Source organism: Bacillus sp. X1(2014), assembly GCF_007678255.1.
Window position 1 is genome coordinate 1 of the sequence record NZ_VEED01000037.1, and the last position, 17,428, is coordinate 17,428.

General features: G+C 37.6%; 16 protein-coding genes and 12 tRNA genes. 4 read left to right on the forward strand and 24 right to left on the reverse strand.

The window, feature by feature from the left end; genetic code table 11:
* Positions 1-361: 361 nt before the first annotated feature.
* Together FS608_RS29080 and FS608_RS29085 are read right to left on the reverse strand one after the other, a co-directional pair.
* Complete coding sequence (locus FS608_RS29080; RefSeq protein ID WP_144556034.1) at positions 362-661, reverse strand: putative quinol monooxygenase; 300 nt, start codon at positions 659-661, stop codon at positions 362-364.
* A gap of 132 nt (positions 662-793) precedes the next feature.
* Positions 794-1,804: an NADP-dependent oxidoreductase gene (locus FS608_RS29085; protein ID WP_144556035.1), complete on the reverse strand. Its 1,011-nt coding sequence runs from the start codon at positions 1,802-1,804 to the stop codon at positions 794-796.
* Between the two features lie 118 nt (positions 1,805-1,922).
* On the opposite strand from FS608_RS29085, the gene FS608_RS29090 reads away from it, so the two are divergent.
* A complete protein-coding gene (locus FS608_RS29090) occupies positions 1,923-2,486 on the forward strand; it encodes a TetR/AcrR family transcriptional regulator (RefSeq protein WP_144556036.1) in 564 nt (187 codons plus the stop codon).
* A 317-nt stretch (positions 2,487-2,803) separates the two neighbouring features.
* Here FS608_RS29090 and FS608_RS29095 read toward each other — a convergent pair whose 3' ends face one another.
* The 5 genes from FS608_RS29095 to FS608_RS29115 all read right to left on the reverse strand — a co-directional run bounded on the left by FS608_RS29095 (position 2,804) and on the right by FS608_RS29115 (position 7,224).
* Positions 2,804-3,316 (reverse strand): hypothetical protein, encoded by a 513-nt coding sequence (locus FS608_RS29095; protein WP_260871862.1) that lies wholly within the window; start codon positions 3,314-3,316, stop codon positions 2,804-2,806.
* Between the two features lie 149 nt (positions 3,317-3,465).
* The gene (locus FS608_RS29100) at positions 3,466-3,675 is read right to left on the reverse strand and encodes a hypothetical protein (protein ID WP_144556037.1); all 210 of its coding nucleotides are present in this window, start codon (positions 3,673-3,675) and stop codon (positions 3,466-3,468) included.
* Positions 3,676-4,653: 978 nt separating this feature from the next.
* A complete protein-coding gene (locus tag FS608_RS29105; protein WP_144556038.1) occupies positions 4,654-5,319 on the reverse strand; it encodes an HAD family hydrolase in 666 nt (221 codons plus the stop codon).
* Positions 5,320-5,505: 186 nt separating this feature from the next.
* Positions 5,506-6,069 carry a group-specific protein gene (locus FS608_RS29110; RefSeq protein WP_144556039.1) on the reverse strand — a complete coding sequence of 188 codons (564 nt, stop codon included), beginning with the start codon at positions 6,067-6,069 and terminating at the stop codon, positions 5,506-5,508.
* A 246-nt stretch (positions 6,070-6,315) separates the two neighbouring features.
* A complete protein-coding gene (locus FS608_RS29115; RefSeq protein ID WP_186328956.1) occupies positions 6,316-7,224 on the reverse strand; it encodes a metal ABC transporter substrate-binding protein in 909 nt (302 codons plus the stop codon).
* Positions 7,225-7,488: 264 nt separating this feature from the next.
* Between FS608_RS29115 and FS608_RS29120 the strand changes: the two genes are divergently transcribed.
* The gene (locus FS608_RS29120; protein ID WP_144556041.1) at positions 7,489-8,493 is read left to right on the forward strand and encodes a permease; all 1,005 of its coding nucleotides are present in this window, start codon (positions 7,489-7,491) and stop codon (positions 8,491-8,493) included.
* A gap of 72 nt (positions 8,494-8,565) precedes the next feature.
* Positions 8,566-9,435 carry a TIGR03943 family putative permease subunit gene (locus tag FS608_RS29125; RefSeq protein WP_395947843.1) on the forward strand — a complete coding sequence of 290 codons (870 nt, stop codon included), beginning with the start codon at positions 8,566-8,568 and terminating at the stop codon, positions 9,433-9,435.
* Between the two features lie 530 nt (positions 9,436-9,965).
* On the opposite strand, the gene FS608_RS29130 is transcribed toward FS608_RS29125, so the two are convergent.
* The 5 genes from FS608_RS29130 to FS608_RS29150 form a co-directional block, all read right to left on the reverse strand.
* Positions 9,966-10,661 (reverse strand): ABC transporter permease, encoded by a 696-nt coding sequence (locus tag FS608_RS29130; RefSeq protein ID WP_144556043.1) that lies wholly within the window; start codon positions 10,659-10,661, stop codon positions 9,966-9,968.
* 61 nt (positions 10,662-10,722) lie between these two features.
* Positions 10,723-11,646: an ABC transporter ATP-binding protein gene (locus FS608_RS29135; RefSeq protein WP_144556044.1), complete on the reverse strand. Its 924-nt coding sequence runs from the start codon at positions 11,644-11,646 to the stop codon at positions 10,723-10,725.
* Positions 11,647-11,743: 97 nt separating this feature from the next.
* Complete coding sequence (locus tag FS608_RS29140; protein ID WP_144556045.1) at positions 11,744-12,679, reverse strand: sensor histidine kinase; 936 nt, start codon at positions 12,677-12,679, stop codon at positions 11,744-11,746.
* Entirely contained in the window at positions 12,680-13,378 is a 699-nt protein-coding gene (locus FS608_RS29145; RefSeq protein ID WP_144556046.1) for a response regulator transcription factor, read from the reverse strand.
* 899 nt (positions 13,379-14,277) lie between these two features.
* The gene (locus FS608_RS29150) at positions 14,278-15,105 is read right to left on the reverse strand and encodes a TrmB family transcriptional regulator (RefSeq protein WP_144556047.1); all 828 of its coding nucleotides are present in this window, start codon (positions 15,103-15,105) and stop codon (positions 14,278-14,280) included.
* A 141-nt stretch (positions 15,106-15,246) separates the two neighbouring features.
* Here FS608_RS29150 and FS608_RS29155 point away from each other — a divergent pair, with 141 nt between their 5' ends.
* Positions 15,247-15,876: a homoserine/threonine efflux transporter gene (locus tag FS608_RS29155; RefSeq protein ID WP_144556048.1), complete on the forward strand. Its 630-nt coding sequence runs from the start codon at positions 15,247-15,249 to the stop codon at positions 15,874-15,876.
* Between the two features lie 273 nt (positions 15,877-16,149).
* On the opposite strand, the gene FS608_RS29160 is transcribed toward FS608_RS29155, so the two are convergent.
* The 12 genes from FS608_RS29160 to FS608_RS29215 all read right to left on the reverse strand — a co-directional run bounded on the left by FS608_RS29160 (position 16,150) and on the right by FS608_RS29215 (position 17,190).
* Positions 16,150-16,223: transfer RNA gene (locus tag FS608_RS29160), tRNA-Arg, on the reverse strand.
* A gap of 5 nt (positions 16,224-16,228) precedes the next feature.
* Positions 16,229-16,303 (reverse strand) — tRNA-Asn (locus FS608_RS29165).
* A gap of 6 nt (positions 16,304-16,309) precedes the next feature.
* Positions 16,310-16,386 (reverse strand) — tRNA-Ile (locus FS608_RS29170).
* A gap of 9 nt (positions 16,387-16,395) precedes the next feature.
* Positions 16,396-16,469, reverse strand: a tRNA-Gly gene (locus FS608_RS29175).
* Positions 16,470-16,480: 11 nt separating this feature from the next.
* A tRNA-Cys gene (locus FS608_RS29180) sits at positions 16,481-16,554 on the reverse strand.
* Positions 16,555-16,562: 8 nt separating this feature from the next.
* Positions 16,563-16,637: transfer RNA gene (locus FS608_RS29185), tRNA-Gln, on the reverse strand.
* Positions 16,638-16,654: 17 nt separating this feature from the next.
* Positions 16,655-16,730 (reverse strand) — tRNA-His (locus FS608_RS29190).
* Positions 16,731-16,745: 15 nt separating this feature from the next.
* Positions 16,746-16,819: transfer RNA gene (locus FS608_RS29195), tRNA-Trp, on the reverse strand.
* A 5-nt stretch (positions 16,820-16,824) separates the two neighbouring features.
* A tRNA-Tyr gene (locus FS608_RS29200) sits at positions 16,825-16,909 on the reverse strand.
* Positions 16,910-16,920: 11 nt separating this feature from the next.
* Positions 16,921-16,993 (reverse strand) — tRNA-Phe (locus tag FS608_RS29205).
* A 46-nt stretch (positions 16,994-17,039) separates the two neighbouring features.
* Positions 17,040-17,113 (reverse strand) — tRNA-Asp (locus FS608_RS29210).
* Between the two features lie 3 nt (positions 17,114-17,116).
* Positions 17,117-17,190, reverse strand: a tRNA-Met gene (locus FS608_RS29215).
* Between the last annotated feature and the right edge of the window lie 238 nt (positions 17,191-17,428).

A 17,428-nucleotide genomic window follows, 5' to 3' on the forward strand; every position in this document is an offset into this window, starting at 1 on the left:
AAGCGGAAGCATCAGGCAGGAATTATATAGGAAGTTTTTTTAGAATAAATAAGCAACGCATCTCACGATAGCGTTGCCTTATTTCACTCTTGCACCCGTTACTTTAAGTGTACTTTTTCACAATCTCTACGCTAATAAAAAAATGCAATGCCTTTTAAAAGCATCGCACCCAGTTGCTGAATGAGTCGATTCTAATTATTTCACAAACTTTTGTTACTCTAAATTGAGCAAGTCCTTTTTCATAATTGGGGTACCGCCAACATAACGCGGAAAACGTACGCTAAGGAATATTTGTCGATCATCCACCTGTTCGAAGAAAATAAAGTCTTAGACTGGAGTTGTTGATTTGACGCTCACTCTTTTACTCCATGAACGAGCGTTCGTTCGAGGCATCGTATTTTAGAATGTCCATTCTCATCCTGTTTCCCCACTTTTTTAAAAACGGCACCGACTCATGTCTTTCAACATGGGCCGTCAGCGATTCTTGATCTTGCCATCGCTGGACAGTCAGCATGCGTCCGGCGTGCGCATCTTCCAAAGTAAAGGCATAAAAGAGGCATCCATTTTCAGCTCTCGTGCTGGAAACGACGGCCTGAACGTCTGTAGTAAACTCATTCACATCAGACGGATTTACGTGAACGTAACCCATGAGTATAATCATTGTTGTTCATCCTTTTTTTTCTGAATTTAATTAGCAAATTTTTTCAAAGTCATTCGCGATCCTCGCTAGTGGAACACCGCAAAGTTTTGCGACGTTCCACTAGGAGTGCGATAATCATTCGAGCTGTCATCCTTACATAACCATAAGCACGATCTTGCCTTGAATGTGCCCACGGGCGGCTCGTTCGTGCGCCCTGCGAGCATCGGCAAGTGGAAACGTGCTGTCGATGGCGACGCGAACCGTCCCGGCATCGAGCAAGCGCCCTAATTCCGCTAGCTGCGGGCCGTTTGAGCGTACTTGGGTCATCGATACCGTGACGCCCAGCTTTGCGGCCTCCTCGGCGTCGGAGAAGCCTATGAACACTGGGAACAAAGCGCCGCCACGCTTGAGCGTACGCAAGAAACGACCGGTTGTTGGACCGCCAAGGGTATCGAGGACGAGATCAACGTCATGGGCGATGTCTTCGGGAGGGCTCTTGGTGTAGTCGATGAATTCGTCTGCACCGAGTTCTCGCAGGAACGACTCATGCTTGCCCGATGCCACCGCGATGACATGCGCACCCTTCCATTTAGCCAGTTGCACCGCTAAGTGCCCCACGCCGCCCGCGGCACCATTGACGAGTACCGTCTTGCCGTTGAGCGGCAGCGGGCGATGCGACTCCGGTTGAAACGGATTCGCTTCATTGTGCCCCAACTCGATCAGGAACTGCCATCCGGTGAGACCTGCCATCGGTGCACCTGCGGCGTGCACGTGATCGATGCCAGCCGGTTTGAGTGCAAGATCCGACGCTGGCGCGGCGACGTACTCGGCATAAGCAGCGCTCTCCCCCATGCTAGGAAAGCGAACCATGCCGAAAACTTCATCGCCGATTGAGAAGCCTTGCACATCCGTGGCTACCGCCTCGACGACGCCCGACATGTCCGACCCCAGAATGAAGGGAAAGGACACCGCCGGTTGCCATTCAGGAGGAAGATCCTTATACCCCTCGCGCAGGTACCAGTCGGGGGGGTTGATACCAACCGCGTGAACACGGACAAGCACCTCACCCGGTTTCAGTTCGGGAAGCGGGGCCTCCTCGTAACGCAGTACCTCAGGGCCGCCGAATTTGTGCAGCCGAATCGCCTTCATTGTGTTTGTAGACATCGCTTTCTCCTTTCACACAAATGTGTTATCCTTATTTAGAGCAGTGCTCCACTTAAAGGGAACACTGTTCCGCTTATTATTATACGGAGCACCGCTCCGATTGTCAAGGAGGAATCAGATGCGAGCCGATGCGAAGAAAAACTATGAGCACATACTCGCAGTCGCGAGCGTCGTTATAACCGAGCACGGCGTCGATGCATCGCTGCGCGATATCGCTCGCCGAGCTGGTGTCGGGCTCGGCACACTGTATCGTCATTTCCCGACGAGAGAGGCGCTGCTCGAAGCTTTGCTCCGCGCAAGCTTCGACGAGTTTACGACAAAGGCACGTGAGCTCGAAACTGCGAGTTTACCCGATGATGCACTCGTGTCGTGGCTACGCGACGTCGTTGCATTCACGGGCAACTATCAAGGTGTTGTGGACACGATGATGGCAGCCAAGGAGGACCCGGAGTCCGCACTCCACGCTTCATGCGTCACGATGCGCACGGCAGGCACGCGACTTCTCGCTCGCGCTCAGGCTGAGGGTCTGGCACGTACCGACATGGATGGTGATGACCTGTTCTCGCTAGCTGCTGCGCTTGCGTGGCTCAGTAACCAACCCTCGTCCGCGTCACGAGCTGAGCATCTCTTCAGTATTATCGCGAGCGCGATCTTGACGAATGAAGCGAGAAGAAGGATATAAGGTTCTTTCTATTTGGTGGGACTAAAAAAGGGATAGCATAGACTATCCCTTAATTCATTCTTAAATCAACATTAAACTTTAACATAGCTTTTATTAAATAAAGGATTAATCCTTTGTTAAACAATCGCACCCAGTTTGTTTAAGTAGATTTATTCACAAACTTCGTTTTTTTTATCAAAATTAACGGGCTTCTCTTTGAAGTGTAAGTATAAAAATCATAAATACGCATATGAATTCTTTTCAAATCTCACAGTGAAAATCACAGTAAAAAAACGCTGTTATAAAATGATCAACAACGTTTTTTTTGTTGGATTTCTCTATTTTAAAACTGTTTCGCCTGGGGTAAATGCTTCATATTGATTATATTTCGTTGTTATTGATGAAATAAACCAATACTCTTTAAATGGTTCTAGATTTTTTTCCACAGTTATAATTTTCTGCCCACCACCAAAATCTCCATATGATGCCCATAAATTGTATTTAACGGTATACCGCATTTTGGATTCGCTAAGCTTTTCTACTTTGGTAAAACGAAAGTTACTAACCGAAGGGCTTGACTGACCTGTCACCCAGCGAGTTTGCTCAAATTTCTTCCTTGATTGTTTTTGAAGCGAAGGGGACAACATCGCATACTGGACAGCACCGCTTGGATTATTCACGCCTAATATCCACAATTCAACGGCTTGTTTCGGTTCTCCTATGTGCAAACCAGTCATAAAAGACAGTAACTGGCTTTCTAAAAGATTGAGTTGTTTTGGAGCTGCTAGTGCGGTGGTGTTATTAAATAGCATTAATGAAAATAAAAGTATAATAAATCGCAATAAATTCACAATACCATCACCTTAAATTAAAATTAGGTGTATTTTTCCCAAAGTTAATCTCAGCTATCCTTCTCCACAATCCTGCCCCGTTTGTTCAATAAGAAGTTCAATAAAAAGTGCGTTAATCCTAATTGGATCAACGCACCCGTTATATACGTTTAGCGTGACGCTTTTTGCGGTTGGCACACGTCACATTTACGTTGGTTATTATTTTTAAATTTCGTAAATGTTTTTTCAAAGTTGCTACCACATGCACATTTAAACAGTAACTTTTGAGAAAAACCGTGATATTCCGTCGTTAGCAACTTACTTTCCGAATTGTTCTCAACAAATTCTTTAATTTTACCAATCGTCCATCGTTTATTCATTCTCTTACACCCCCATATTTTATCGCTAGTCGGAGGCTTTTCTTGGCATCCGTTCAATTATGAGTAAAAGTCGTAATTATCCTAAGTTCCTCATTATAACATGAGCAGTTACACAATTAAACAAATGGAAGGTATCTTATTAAACTGCCCCGTTACTTCAAAAAGAAAAGCATTACCGTTGTTCCAGTAATGCACCCAGTTAGCTCAAGAAGAAAATCATTATTTTTTGGAAAAAACCTTTTTAAAAATTACAGAAGCAATAATTAATGCAATAAAACCAAGTAATAATTTAACTATTTGCGTCATTATCCAACTATCCAATATATTTAAATCTTTAGTTAATATCATAACAACAAACATAACAAGAAAACCGAAAATATAGTCCTTATTCAAAATTTGCCCACTTCAAAAATCAATTTCCTTTTTCTTTGTTATCACCCTTGTTGAACTAACAATCATTATGTCAAAAAACAACAGGAACACTCTATGGTCCACATCTTACTCTCAAGCCCCCGTTAGTTGAAGAACCATTATTTTTTACTATAATCCTAAAACCTTAACAATTATAATGAGGAACAATAAAATGATATTTAGCCAAACGAAAAATTTAATGATAACTTCAGCCCAAAACTTCCTTCGTAGTCCAAAATAAAGAATAACACAAAAAAATAGGAGGCTATAAACTTCCCTTTTAATTCCCAAATCATCGAAATCAATGAATGTATTTATTAAAACAGAGATAACAAATAAAAAAATGTATGTCTTAAACTTTTTTTCTTTTCTCACGGACTCATCTTTAAATTCATACATTTTTCTTACCTCAACTTTTCTTCCTTTTCCTTAAGTTTAACAAATATGGTTCTTAAACTAAACTGCTTCGTTAGTGCAATAAAAAAAGGATCGCCGCAGCCATCCCCATCATAAATTCAAGCACCCGTTAGCTTAAGTACATTTGTTCACAATCTTATCTTTAGAATATTATTTTACTTTGTTCGTCATTAAAATATCTCTTATCTGGTCAACACTACGAACAATATGAGTAGGATTAGATTGACTTATTTCTTCAAAAGAACCGTATCCATAAGTTACTCCAATTGAATCAATACCAACGTTTTTTGCACCAATAATATCGTGCTTACGATCTCCCACCATAAGAAAGTTATCAAGCATATAATCTTTATACTTTTCAAGTATGTATTGGATAATTTCAGTTTTTGATGTTCTCGTACCATCAAGATTACTTCCAACAACGAGATCAAAATAATGATCAATATTAAAATATTTAAGAATTTGTTCTGAGAATACCGTAGGTTTGGAGGTTGCTACGATTAAGGTATATTCTTGTTCTTTTAATGATTTTAAAAGTGGTGGTATATTGAGATATAATTCATTTTCGAACATACCCTTTTGCTTAAATCGTTCTCTATAAAAATCTATTGCTTTTTGTGATTTTTCCTCACTAAAACCGTAATATTCAGCAAAGGAAACTTGAAGCGGTGGTCCAATAAAACATTCAAGTTTATCAAGATTTGGTTCAATAATGTCCAATTTCTCTAAAGCATATTGAACTGATTTAGTTATTCCTACTTTCGGATCAGATAGCGTGCCGTCTAGATCAAATAAAATTATTTTATATTCGTCCATAAAAAATCCCCTCCAATATCATAAAAAGCCAACCCAATTTTAACATATAAAAGTTTTAAATATTTAAAATAAATCAACGAATAATTAAACTAACCTGCCACTTTAGCACAACAAGAAAAGGGGATCGCCGAAGCAGCCCCTTCTTTAACTCTTGCACTCGTTAGCATAAGTACAATACCCAACAATCTATTTGAGTTCATTCCAAGTTATTATTTCAACATTGCCAATTTCGACTTCTCCGAGACTTAATAAATGTGGGACGTAGTGAAACAATCCGAATCTATTGCCTTTTCTGCTTTCATTTTTGTAATATACAGATGTAACTGATGGCAATCCTGTAAGTTCTTTATATTCATCAATATCCACTATTTCGATTTGACCTTCCTCAATAGGTTCCGCTGGACCTTTATATTTCTCTTTGGAGTAAAGGTAGATAGCATTCTTATTGTTTTTCAGTTTTTCAATAGGAATTTTGAAAAAGGGTTGCTTTTCTCTAGTCTTAATTTCTAAAGCTGTGATAGCTTGGTAAACGTAATGAGGATGTAACGGTAGAAAATGTAAAACATCATTCCATAAACAATTTAGTTTTGGAACTTGTTTTTTGAGCAGTTTGGGTCTCTCAGGATGGTCAAAATACTTTTTAGTATATTTTTCATATAGTTGAGGATAAGGATTCTTCAAAGAATTTAAGGGTATCAATTTTTCCCCTTCCAACTCATTCGGTACCATATGATATACATATTGTTGCATAAACAACACCTCCGATTCTAACCAAATTATAGATTCACCCTTCATTTTCCTGCCAACCTTATTGCACTAAACTGCTCCGTTAGTTCAACAAGAAAAAATGACCGCCTTAGCGATCATCAACTTAAGCTAAAGCATCCGTTAGTTTAAGTACAGTACAATCCTTCACAATCCAACAGAAATAAATAAAAAGGTTACTTAAAAGTTATTAGAATAAGGACTCTTTAGAAGTAACCCTGAATTAGATAACTACTCTAAAATCGATAATTTTAATGACTCCAGATTTTTTTTCATAACATCTAAATATTCTAAGCCCTTTTCTTGCTCTTTCTGCGTTAATCCCTCTAATGGATTTAATACTTCCGTTTTAGCACCTATTTCTTTTGCTAACGTTTCCGCCACTTTTGAAGATGTCATCTCCTCAAAATAAATAACTTTGGTATTTTTCTTCTTTGTCAGCTCTGTTAATTCAGTTAATTTTCCTAATGTTGGTTCGACATCGGGTGATAATCCTGCGATAGGAATTTGAGTCAATCCATATTGTTTTGCCAAGTATCCAAATGCAGCATGTTGTGTAACAAATTCTTTCTTCTTGGCTTTATCGATAGTCTCTTTATATAAGTGGTCCAAATCAGCTAGCTTTGCATTTAAAGCCTCTGCATTTTTTTGAAACTGGTCTTTATTTTTGGGATCTGCCTGTTCTAAAGCCTTAGCAATAGTGTTTACTTCTAGCTGAGCTAGAGCTGGAGAAAGCCAGACATGAGGATCTTTAGAAGATGTATGTTCCGAATGACCATGTTCCTCCTCTTCCTCTGATTCGAGTGCATCCATCAATTTAATCCCACTAGCAGCCTCAACAACCTTTAAATTGGAATCATTAATACTTTTCAATACTTTTTCAGTCCAAAGCTCAAAGTATTGGCTATTGTAAATAAAAACATCGGCGTTTTGAATTTTCATCATATCCTTTGCTGTCGGTTCCCAATCATGTGGCTCTGCACCATTTGGAATTAATAGTTCCACGTTTGCTGAACTGCCAGCCACCTCTTTTGTAAAATAGTACATCGGATAAAAAGTAGTGACAATTTGCAGTTTTTTAGATTCTTCACTTGTTTTTTCATTTTTCGTTGACGCTGTGTTAGAGCAACCACTTACCATTAATAGAAAAATAATTACTGGGATTAAAATTTTTTTCACTACATTAACCTCCAAAGTTATGTTTAATTAGGAATTATTACGATTTAAAATGAATAATTATTTTGTATTATTGAAGATTATTAGCGATGTGTAAATCGTAATTATTACGAATTAAATCTTATAACGATAATTAATTTATGTCAATCATCAAATTTTAATGAAAGGAACTAAGTATAAGTGCATATCAATATGATAGGGTTGATAGATTTGAGGAGGTAGATTGTAATGACCTTTATAAATAAGCTCTTTAAAGAAAGTATCGTTTTTCTATTATTTTGTTTATTCCTTTTTCTATTTCTTTTTGCGGAGGAATTAAAAAACATTTCTTTTTTTACTAGAATCCCTAGTACGTTTTTTAATGTAAATACCATTTTTCTTAGTATTATTTTAGAAGCAATTCCATTTATTTTACTGGGCGTATTTGTATCAGCTATTATCCAATCATTTGTTTCCGAAAATGTAATCCGAAGGGTTGTGCCCCGTAATGCCTATTTAGCCCTTATACCCGCTGCTTTACTTGGAATAATCTTTCCTATATGTGAGTGTGCCATCGTTCCTGTCGTTCGCAGGTTAATAAAAAAAGGCATGCCTTCACATGTAGGGGTTGTATTTATGCTTAGTGCTCCAATCTTAAACCCTGTCGTTTATGCGTCTACTTATTTTGCATTTAAAAGCACACCTTATGTAGCCAATGCAAGGATGTTTGTAGGATTTATAAGTTCCATTATTATTGGATTAATCATTTACAGACGTTTTAAAGGTGAAAATATTCTTAAAGTGCAGAAGGAAGACCATCACCATCACCACCACAACCACCAAAGAGGAAATAAACTATTAGAAACACTTTATCATGCAAGTGATGAATTATTTGATACAGGGAAGTATTTATTCATAGGTGCATTTCTTGCCAGTTTATTTCAAGCTTTCTTAGACCGAAATGTTCTCTTATCAATAGGGACAAGCACAACCTTTGCACCAATGGCTATGATGGGACTAGGATACGTCCTTTCTGTATGCTCTTCAGCAGATGCCTTTGTAGCCTCATCTTTTGGTTCCACTTTTACTGAAGGTTCCATCCTTGCATTTCTAGTCTTCGGTCCTATGATTGATATAAAAAACACCTTAATGTTATTCGGTTTTTTTAAGAAAAAATTTGTCCTATATCTACTAATGGTAACTCCTCTTGTCGTCTATTTTTCCGTATATATTTTTCAGCTAATTTTTTTATAAACGGGGTGTCCAATAATGAGAACTAATAAAGTCCAAGATTTTTCTTTTCATCATCTTATCAGGGGAATCATTTTGATTGGATTTATGCTACTGTTATTTAAATTACTTCTAACGAATAATATATCTCTTTTAATCGCACCAAAAATGATTCGGTTTATTTACTTTACTCTCTTTATATGCCTTATTCTTGGAGTTCTTTTGATTTTTAGAGGAACTTCAGGGAAGAATCATTCTTATCATTGTGATTGTGACGGGGATCATAACTATCCTTCCTCTTTCGGGAAAAGTGTCTTTCTTTATTTATTGTTTATTATTCCTATAACCACAGGATTTCTTTTCTCGAACAATGTTCTAGGCAGCTCTGTTGCAATGAATAGAACAATTAAATTAGGAGCTAGTTCTCAACCGTCTAAACAAAATATAACCTTAAATAACAGTCCAAAATTACCATCATCATCTAATACCAATAAAACTAATACTTCAACTAACACACAAAATGTACTTGATAATCAACCTGAGCCTTTAACTCAAAAAGATTATGATGCGTTGAAGAATAAAATATTAAAGGCTAGTATCATTAATATAGACGATAACCAATATGTAAACATAATGAACATTATTCAAGATAATCTAAATGTGATGATTGGAAAAACCGTGACTACAAAAGGATTTGTATATCGAGAAAAAGAATTTATGCAAAACCAGATTATTGTTGCTCGATTTGGAATCACATGTTGTGTTGCCGATGCCTCAGTATATGGAATGATGGCAAAAGGAGAGGTAGCTGCCTTGTCGAAGGATAAATGGGTTCAAGTAACAGGAAAAATTGAGCAAACCCAATTCAATGGGGAGACAATTCCCGTTATAAAAATTGACCAACTTTCAAAAATTACTGCTCCGCAGCAACCCTATGTGTTTGATTCAGGCATCAAAATTGAATAGTCCATTGCATAATAAATTAAACCGCCTCTTTTGTCCCATATATTTTTGGATATTTGGCATTTCAGCAGATACTGCTATTGTAGACGCATTATCCTATTGTCTTGCTAATAAGGTTTCAAAAACACGGTTAGTAATTGAGGATTAATGAATAATAAAAAAAGCCGATTTTCTTAATTGAGAAAATCGGTTTTCTATAACTTTGTGAATAAATGTACTTAAAGTAACCTGCCCCGTTAGCACAACAAGCAAAAAAGACCGCCACAGCAATCCACATCTTGAACTCTTGCACCCTATAGTTTAAGTGAAAATCTTCACAATCTTTTGTGTAGGAGCATATAAAAAAGACGCCTTCTTACTAAAAAAAAACGCCCTTTAATGGAATAACTTAAATATAGTCTTAGACCTAAAATCATTTAATTCTTGTTGAACTCCCCGTATGTTTAAGTACACTTCTTTGCAAACTCGCTGGCAATTATGTTTTTTCCTAACAAAAGCCACCAGTATGTCAGCAGCCTTGTAACAACCAGCACTTAACCTAAATCAATATGTTCAATATTCCGAACAGCTAACACAACAATACCTAAAGCAATTAATGCCAATGCAAGTGGAATATAAATAATACTGGCTAATGAGAAACCCGCTCCTGTCGACGACGTTACCATAACAATTAATAATGAGGAAATGATCGTTGCCTGTGTTGAGAACCTTCTCATACCAAAATATATTGGTACAAGTGCCGCTCCTGCAGTGGCAAGATTAAACATCAACTGATTTAATATCCCCGCAAAATAATCAGTAACCGTTAAACTCATTGAAGACGTTAAATGAAAGATTTGGTTCATACCGATAAAACCAGTAATCACGAACAGATTAGAGATTAACATCGTAACTAAAGTTAAAGTGAAAATAAGAATTAATTTTGCGCTCAGGATCTTTTTTCGGTTAACTGGATAGGAAAACATCACCAGATGTGTTCGATTTTTAAATTCATCAATAATTACTTTTGAAATAAGTACAGCGGCAAAAACAATAATAACGCCCCTTACCATTGCTCCACTGATCATAAAAAAATCAGTAAAGCTTTTGAATGTTTGCTTACCTTCAATCTTTTCAACTGCGGAAATCATGCATAATAGGCCAAGGGTAATAAAATTAGCAAGAATAATTCCCTTGATAAACCAACCTAATTTATTCTTTTTAAGCTCAAGTTTTATTAAATATAACAAAGTGTCCCCTCCTTGCTCTTTATCCATTATCCTTTTGAAAAATCATTTCTAAATGCAACAATTACACTACGGACTTATCTAACTCAACTTGTTTAATGAAATACTCTTCTAATGTTGTCCGATTTTTATTCATAAACTCAATATTGATATCTTCCAAAATTAATGTCTTAGAAATAGTCGATTGAGGCACTTCTGTTGCATAGATTCGAATGACTTGGTCATCAATCACCTTAAAGTTATTTATACCTAGTTTATCATTCAGCACCACGGCTGCTTTTCTCTGATTACTTGTCCCTAACTCAATATATTCTGTAGTTCTCTCCTTTATCGTAGCTATTGACGCCTCTTCAATCAGTTTGCCGCCTTTAATGATACCGATTGTGTCTGCAATCTGCTCAATTTCACCTATAATGTGACTGGAAATTAAAAGTGTCATACCGTATTCTTGATTAAGCATTTTAAATAACTTTCTCATAGCCTGAATCCCAGATGGATCCAGTCCATTAATGGGCTCATCTAGAATCAAGAATTCCGGCTTTGTGATGATCGCTCTGGCGACACAAAGACGCTGTCTCATCCCTAGTGAAAAGTCTTTTGACAGCTTATTCTCAACATTTTCAAGACCCACCTGATCCAAAGCATCACGAATCGCCTGCCTGTTATGGTATCCCATATAAGCACAATGCAGTTCTAAATTTTCAAGGGCAGTCATTTTCTCATAAAAAATGGGGTATTCGATCATACTGCCTATTCTCTTCAAGTAATCGAAAGAATCATGTTTGAGGGGCTTTCCGAAGATTATGATCTCACCATGTGAAGGCTTAATCATATTGGTTAGCATCTTCATAATTGTTGACTTACCTGCACCATTCGGTCCAAGAAATCCGTAAATCTCACCTTTTCTAATATTCATCGTTACATTGGACACAACGTCATGCCCGTGGAAAGTTTTTGTTAAATTTCTTGTCTGTACAACATAGTCCATGATGACCCTCCCTTGTTTTCTAACTGGTTTCAGTCTAGCAAGTGACCCTTGCTTTTTTCTGTCTTAATTCTTACAAAAATCTTAAGAAAACAGTGAGCTACTTTTTGAGACGTTTCAATGAAAATGTAAATGATGTTTTTTCAAATGGTATGGATTGTATTGAAATGTCCCCTTGCATTTCTTCAACGAGTCTTTTTGTAATTGTTAAACCTAGACCACTGCCCTGGAAGGCTTTATTTCTCGATTCTTCAAGCGTGAACAAACGTTCAAATACATGGTCCTGCTCGGTTTCATTAATTCCTTTTCCTTTATCGAAAACTTCGACATAGACCCTTGTCTCATCATAAAAAACCTTTAAACCAATCATCTTGCCATCAGCACCATAGCGAAGACCGTTTGAAATCAGGTTATTTAAAACACGGTTTAATGCTTCTTCATTACCGAGAGCAAAAACGGGCTTTTCTGGTATCTCAATGACTACTTCTAATCCTTTAATTTGGATCCATTCATAAAACAATAGAATATTATTTTTACAGACCTCAGTTAAATTAACTTTTTCAAGTGGAATATCTTTATCACCGGATTCTAACTTAGCCAAGTCAAAAAATGTATTCATTAACGTAATAAGTTCTAATGTTTTACTATGTACTTGTTGCAGCAAACGCACTCTTTCTTGTTCATTAATTTGAGGTTGGTTCTGAAGCATTTCAATATAGCCTGCGATTACTGTAAGCGGCGTTTTAAGACCATGAGAGACATTAGCCAACATCCGTTTCATCGAGGCTTTCGTTTTTTTATACTGACGTACATTTTCTTGATAATCATCAACAACTTGATTTAACATATTTAGTATTTCAATGAGTTGCATATCATCTGTAGCGATGTGAATTCTCTCACTTAATTGTGAGGCTTTCATCTGTTCAAGTTTATTAGTTATATAGACAAGATTCGTGTTTCTTCCCTTTTTTGATTGATACTGATAGATTATACAAATAAGAAGGGCAATTATGACAAAGTTTAATATAGTAATCACTTAAAATTCTCCCAGCTTGTACCCGATCCCCCATATTGTTTTGATATAAGATGGTTTCGATGGGGTATCCTCGATTTTTTCTCTCAGTCGGCTGATGTGTACGTTAATAATATTTTCATCACCAAAATAATCGTCACTCCAGACTGATCGATAAATCTGTTCTTTTGTAAACACCTTCTTTTGATTTTCAAAAAACAAACAAAGAATCTTCCATTCCTTTGATGTTAAGTTGATTTCAATACCGTTCTTTGTCACACGATGATTCTCCGTGTCCAATTCAATCTCATGTACTTTGATTTTTGATGTATTTCGTTCTATTGGAGTGGCTATGTACTGTGTGGATCTTCTAATGGCCGCTTTCACTCTTGCAGCAAGTTCGACCATTGAAAATGGTTTAGTGATATAATCATCTGCTCCTAAACCAAGCCCTAACGCTTTATCCACTTCGCTATCTTTTGCTGACATAATAATTACGGGAATGTAACTATTAGTCCGCACCATTTGTAGAAAGTCCATACCATTTAACTTTGGCAACATTAAGTCTAACAAAACCAAATCATAATGTGCATTCTTAAAGGCAAACCCTGCTTCCTCGCCATCAAATACACATTTGACATTAAAGGCCTCGTTATTTAAATAGGTTTTTACCATATTACTAATAGCCGGGTCGTCTTCAACAAGTAAAATAGTTTTCTGCATCAAAAATAACGCCTTTCCTGTAATACTTTTGTATGATTAATGTTCTTTTTCTATTGGAAACAAAAAACTCTCCTTTAGACAATATTATCCAAATGGGAAAAACGGCGCAACTTTTGGTCTACTATTCTTACGTTATGTGCGTTACCTGGTAAAAATGGTGGGATGTTGCCTCCATTTTTATTACCATGTCCTGCTTTGATATCTGTAAAGTTTGCACTTGTTACTACTAGTTATTTATTAATTATACTGTTTAGGTAGTTGTATAGATTATTAATAACTATATTATATTTTCTATTCCACTAAACTACCGCAAAATTCCCTAATTTAGGCAATCACTTATTCAAGAATATGGCCCGATTGTTGAAAAAAAAGCTAATGACGATTGTTCAACTAAACTGCTTCTTTAGCTTAACAAGAAAAAAATGACCGCCGTAGCGATCATTGCCGGAAATCAATCTTTCACTCAAGCACCCGTTAGTTAAACAAGCCAGTATCAAAAAAAATTCATTATTATAGCAAATATGCCAAACAATATGAGTAGTATTCCAAACATAAATATCCCTGTTACATATTCAAATATGGTAAAGAAAAAGGCTACCTTGTTTATCTTACTTCGCTCTTCAAATATAAACTTTAAACCATCTTTAACTTCATAAAAACTAAGTGAACTTAAACCGAATCCAACAATAATACAACTAATTCCTACATATAAAAGTGTCATAATCTATTTTCTCCAATCATTATTCAAAAGGCTTGTACTAGATAATGATCTTCGTCCTCAAGCTTTAACTTTCATTTAGTTTGTTTCACTAAAGCACCCGTTAGTTGAACAAGAGCAGCCTATTTCTATGAAGAAAGCTGTTCTTCTTATGTTATATAAAACAGACAATAGTACCAATTTATTTTACATAATGTTTTTTAAAATCTGGGTGAATAGAGAATTTATGGCGTAAATGCACGAGGTTTTCCCCAAAACTTTCCTCTAAAAGTTCTCTATGTTTCTCCATAATTTCCATGAGATACAAATCATGAATCATGACTTCTGTAATTGGCATGACTAAACCTACATGCCTTGTCCATGCTGCGCGACTATCTTTCCCCAGCGAGACAATACCTGCTACTACTTCTGAATCATCTGCACTAATAACAATCCATCGTCCACCATACTCTTCTGTAATTTCATGACCCATATAATGAAGGTAAGCATTAGCAAAATCAGTGGCGATTTCCCCATAAGCAATAATTGTTACGTTGACCCCTCTTTTTGCTGCCTGCCTTAGTTCAGGCTCCAATTCTTCGAATTCCTCTTTCCATACCTCTAAGAGAATTCTTTTTTTTGCAGATAATATACAATCTTTTACCTTATCGAGTATTTCATTGCGTCCCGTGATATTCCAGATATTTTCACGGTCATTTGCAGAACGTTCAAACTCCGCTAATGATTTTTCTGCCAGTTCAAAATTCTCTTCCGCTTCCCTTCGGCGGTTTTTAATTAGCTCCTTTGCAGGAACAGGAGTATACTGTGGCGTGTTTCCAGGACTAACCAGAATATCTCCTCGTATGACGAGACTATCTAGAACTTCATATATTCTTGAACGTGGTACACCAGAATTTTTCGCTACTGCATATCCAGTTAATGGAGATTCCTCCAATAAGGCAAGATATGCTTTCGCTTCATATTCGGTAAAATTTAGATTCTTTAATGTTTCAAAAATCATTTCTTTCATAAACCCTCCAATATTATATTAGTCGCTACCTTAGTAACTAATATTTTATCAAAATCTGTTGATTATTTCCAAATTCCTCTGCTATACTCATATAAGTAGTTACTTTGGTAGTCACTATTAAAAAAGGAAGGGAGAAACAACATGGATAGTTTACTAACATACATTTCAATTGCTGCAATGATGGTTGTTATACCAGGAGCAGACACTATGCTCCTGGTGAAAAACACGCTCAGCTATGGTCCAAAAGCTGGACGTTATACGGTTCTCGGAATGGCATCAGGACTTTCTTTTTGGACGCTTATTGCTATTCTTGGATTATCTGTTGTCATTGCAAAGTCTGTAATTCTTTTTAGTACAATCAAATATTTGGGAGCTGCTTACTTAATTTATTTGGGTATAAAAAGTTTTTTTGCTAAAAGTGTGTTTTCTTTAGAGGAAATTAAAGCACAAGCGAATGCACCTGCCAATTCTTCAAGTCGGCATACTAAAGAGTCCTTTATGCAAGCATTACTTAGTAATGTTCTTAATCCAAAGACTGTTTTGGTTTATATAACTATCATGCCTCAATTTATCGATTTGAACGGAAATGTAAATCAGCAATTGATTGTGTTAGCATCAATCCTTACTTTACTTGCTGTATTGTGGTTTCTAACCCTTGTTTATGTAATTGATTACGCAAAAAAATGGCTGAATAACTCCAAATTCCAGAAAGTATTCCAAAAATCAACTGGCTTAATGTTAGTAGGTTTTGGCATTAAAACAGGGATTTAAACTTCATTTATTAACACTCCAAATTCAACTTTCTCCGTTCAGACAACTGAACGGTTTTTCTCTTTTGTCCTCATTTACTTCAATCTACCTAATAGTTTCCTTACATCCACTTCAACTTCTAATATTCCTTTTCTTTTGGTCATAACAAAAAACCTCCTATATCGTAAGTACTAAAGTCAATAATCGGTGTAATTACTTACATGACCGTTATACTGACCGTTTGACTAAACGATATAAGAGGTTGAAAAATGCCAGATATTCAAAAGTTTTATACGCGCCTTAGAGGATTCGAACCTCTGACCCTACGCTTAGAAGGCGTATGCTCTATCCAGCTGAGCTAAAGGCGCATTTATGGCTCCGCAGGTAGGACTCGAACCTACGACCGATCGGTTAACAGCCGATAGCTCTACCACTGAGCTACTGCGGAATAATATGGTGGGCCTAAATGGACTCGAACCATCGACCTCACGCTTATCAGGCGTGCGCTCTAACCAGCTGAGCTATAGGCCCATATTTATGTGGAGCGGGTGATGAGAATCGAACTCACAACATCAGCTTGGAAGGCTGAGGTTTTACCACTAAACTACACCCGCATTTCTTAAATTGGAGGCAACACCCGGACTTGAACCGGGGATAAAGGTTTTGCAGACCTCGGCCTTACCACTTGGCTATGCTGCCTTTAAGTATGGCTGGGCTAGCTGGATTTGAACCAACGCATGTCGCAGTCAAAGTGCGATGCCTTACCGCTTGGCTATAGCCCAATAATTTATAAAATAAATGGGGCGGCTGATGGGAATCGAACCCACGAATGTCGGAACCACAATCCGATGCGTTAACCACTTCGCCACAACCGCCATTATAAAATTATTTGGCAGGGGTAGTAGGAATTGAACCCACACCAAAGGTTTTGGAGACCTTCGTTCTACCTTTAAACTATACCCCTATAGATGGTGGAGGGGGACGGATTCGAACCGCCGAACCCTGAGGGAGCGGATTTACAGTCCGCCGCGTTTAGCCACTTCGCTACCCCTCCATATAAAAAGGTGGCTCAGGACGGAATCGAACCGCCGACACAAGGATTTTCAGTCCTTTGCTCTACCAACTGAGCTACTGAGCCACACAAAATCTATATCAACAGCAGTTACCTACTGGGGATAAAAGTACGGTCCGGACGGGACTCGAACCCGCGACCTCCTGCGTGACAGGCAGGCATTCTAACCAACTGAACTACCGGACCATATTGCGGGGACAGGATTTGAACCTGCGACCTTCGGGTTATGAGCCCGACGAGCTACCAGACTGCTCCACCCCGCGATAATAGAAATTAATTAAATTTGGAGAATGCTCCCCGATTTATTACTGACCGCCCCGATTTCAGAAAGCTTATTCAAGCAGCGGCTCAATCGTTGCGCTGTAGATCATTCGAAGAAGCATATTCGAACGTGCTCCACCCCGCGACAATAATGAGTTAAAATTTATGGAGGAGGAAGAGGGATTCGAACCCCCGCGCGGTATGACCCGCCTGTCGGTTTTCAAGACCGATCCCTTCAGC

What these genes read in the sequence shown, in the direction of transcription:
- FS608_RS29080 (WP_144556034.1), bottom strand. Translation starts at nt 661, where the DNA reads ATGATTATACTCATGGGTTACGTTCACGTAAATCCGTCTGATGTGAAT.
- FS608_RS29085 (WP_144556035.1), bottom strand. Translation starts at nt 1,804, where the DNA reads ATGTCTACAAACACAATGAAGGCGATTCGGCTGCACAAATTCGGCGGC.
- FS608_RS29090 (WP_144556036.1), top strand. Translation starts at nt 1,923, where the DNA reads ATGCGAGCCGATGCGAAGAAAAACTATGAGCACATACTCGCAGTCGCG.
- FS608_RS29100 (WP_144556037.1), bottom strand. Translation starts at nt 3,675, where the DNA reads ATGAATAAACGATGGACGATTGGTAAAATTAAAGAATTTGTTGAGAAC.
- FS608_RS29105 (WP_144556038.1), bottom strand. Translation starts at nt 5,319, where the DNA reads ATGGACGAATATAAAATAATTTTATTTGATCTAGACGGCACGCTATCT.
- FS608_RS29110 (WP_144556039.1), bottom strand. Translation starts at nt 6,069, where the DNA reads ATGCAACAATATGTATATCATATGGTACCGAATGAGTTGGAAGGGGAA.
- FS608_RS29115 (WP_186328956.1), bottom strand. Translation starts at nt 7,224, where the DNA reads ATGGTAAGTGGTTGCTCTAACACAGCGTCAACGAAAAATGAAAAAACA.
- FS608_RS29120 (WP_144556041.1), top strand. Translation starts at nt 7,489, where the DNA reads ATGACCTTTATAAATAAGCTCTTTAAAGAAAGTATCGTTTTTCTATTA.
- FS608_RS29135 (WP_144556044.1), bottom strand. Translation starts at nt 11,646, where the DNA reads ATGGACTATGTTGTACAGACAAGAAATTTAACAAAAACTTTCCACGGG.
- FS608_RS29145 (WP_144556046.1), bottom strand. Translation starts at nt 13,378, where the DNA reads ATGCAGAAAACTATTTTACTTGTTGAAGACGACCCGGCTATTAGTAAT.
- FS608_RS29150 (WP_144556047.1), bottom strand. Translation starts at nt 15,105, where the DNA reads ATGAAAGAAATGATTTTTGAAACATTAAAGAATCTAAATTTTACCGAA.
- FS608_RS29155 (WP_144556048.1), top strand. Translation starts at nt 15,247, where the DNA reads ATGGATAGTTTACTAACATACATTTCAATTGCTGCAATGATGGTTGTT.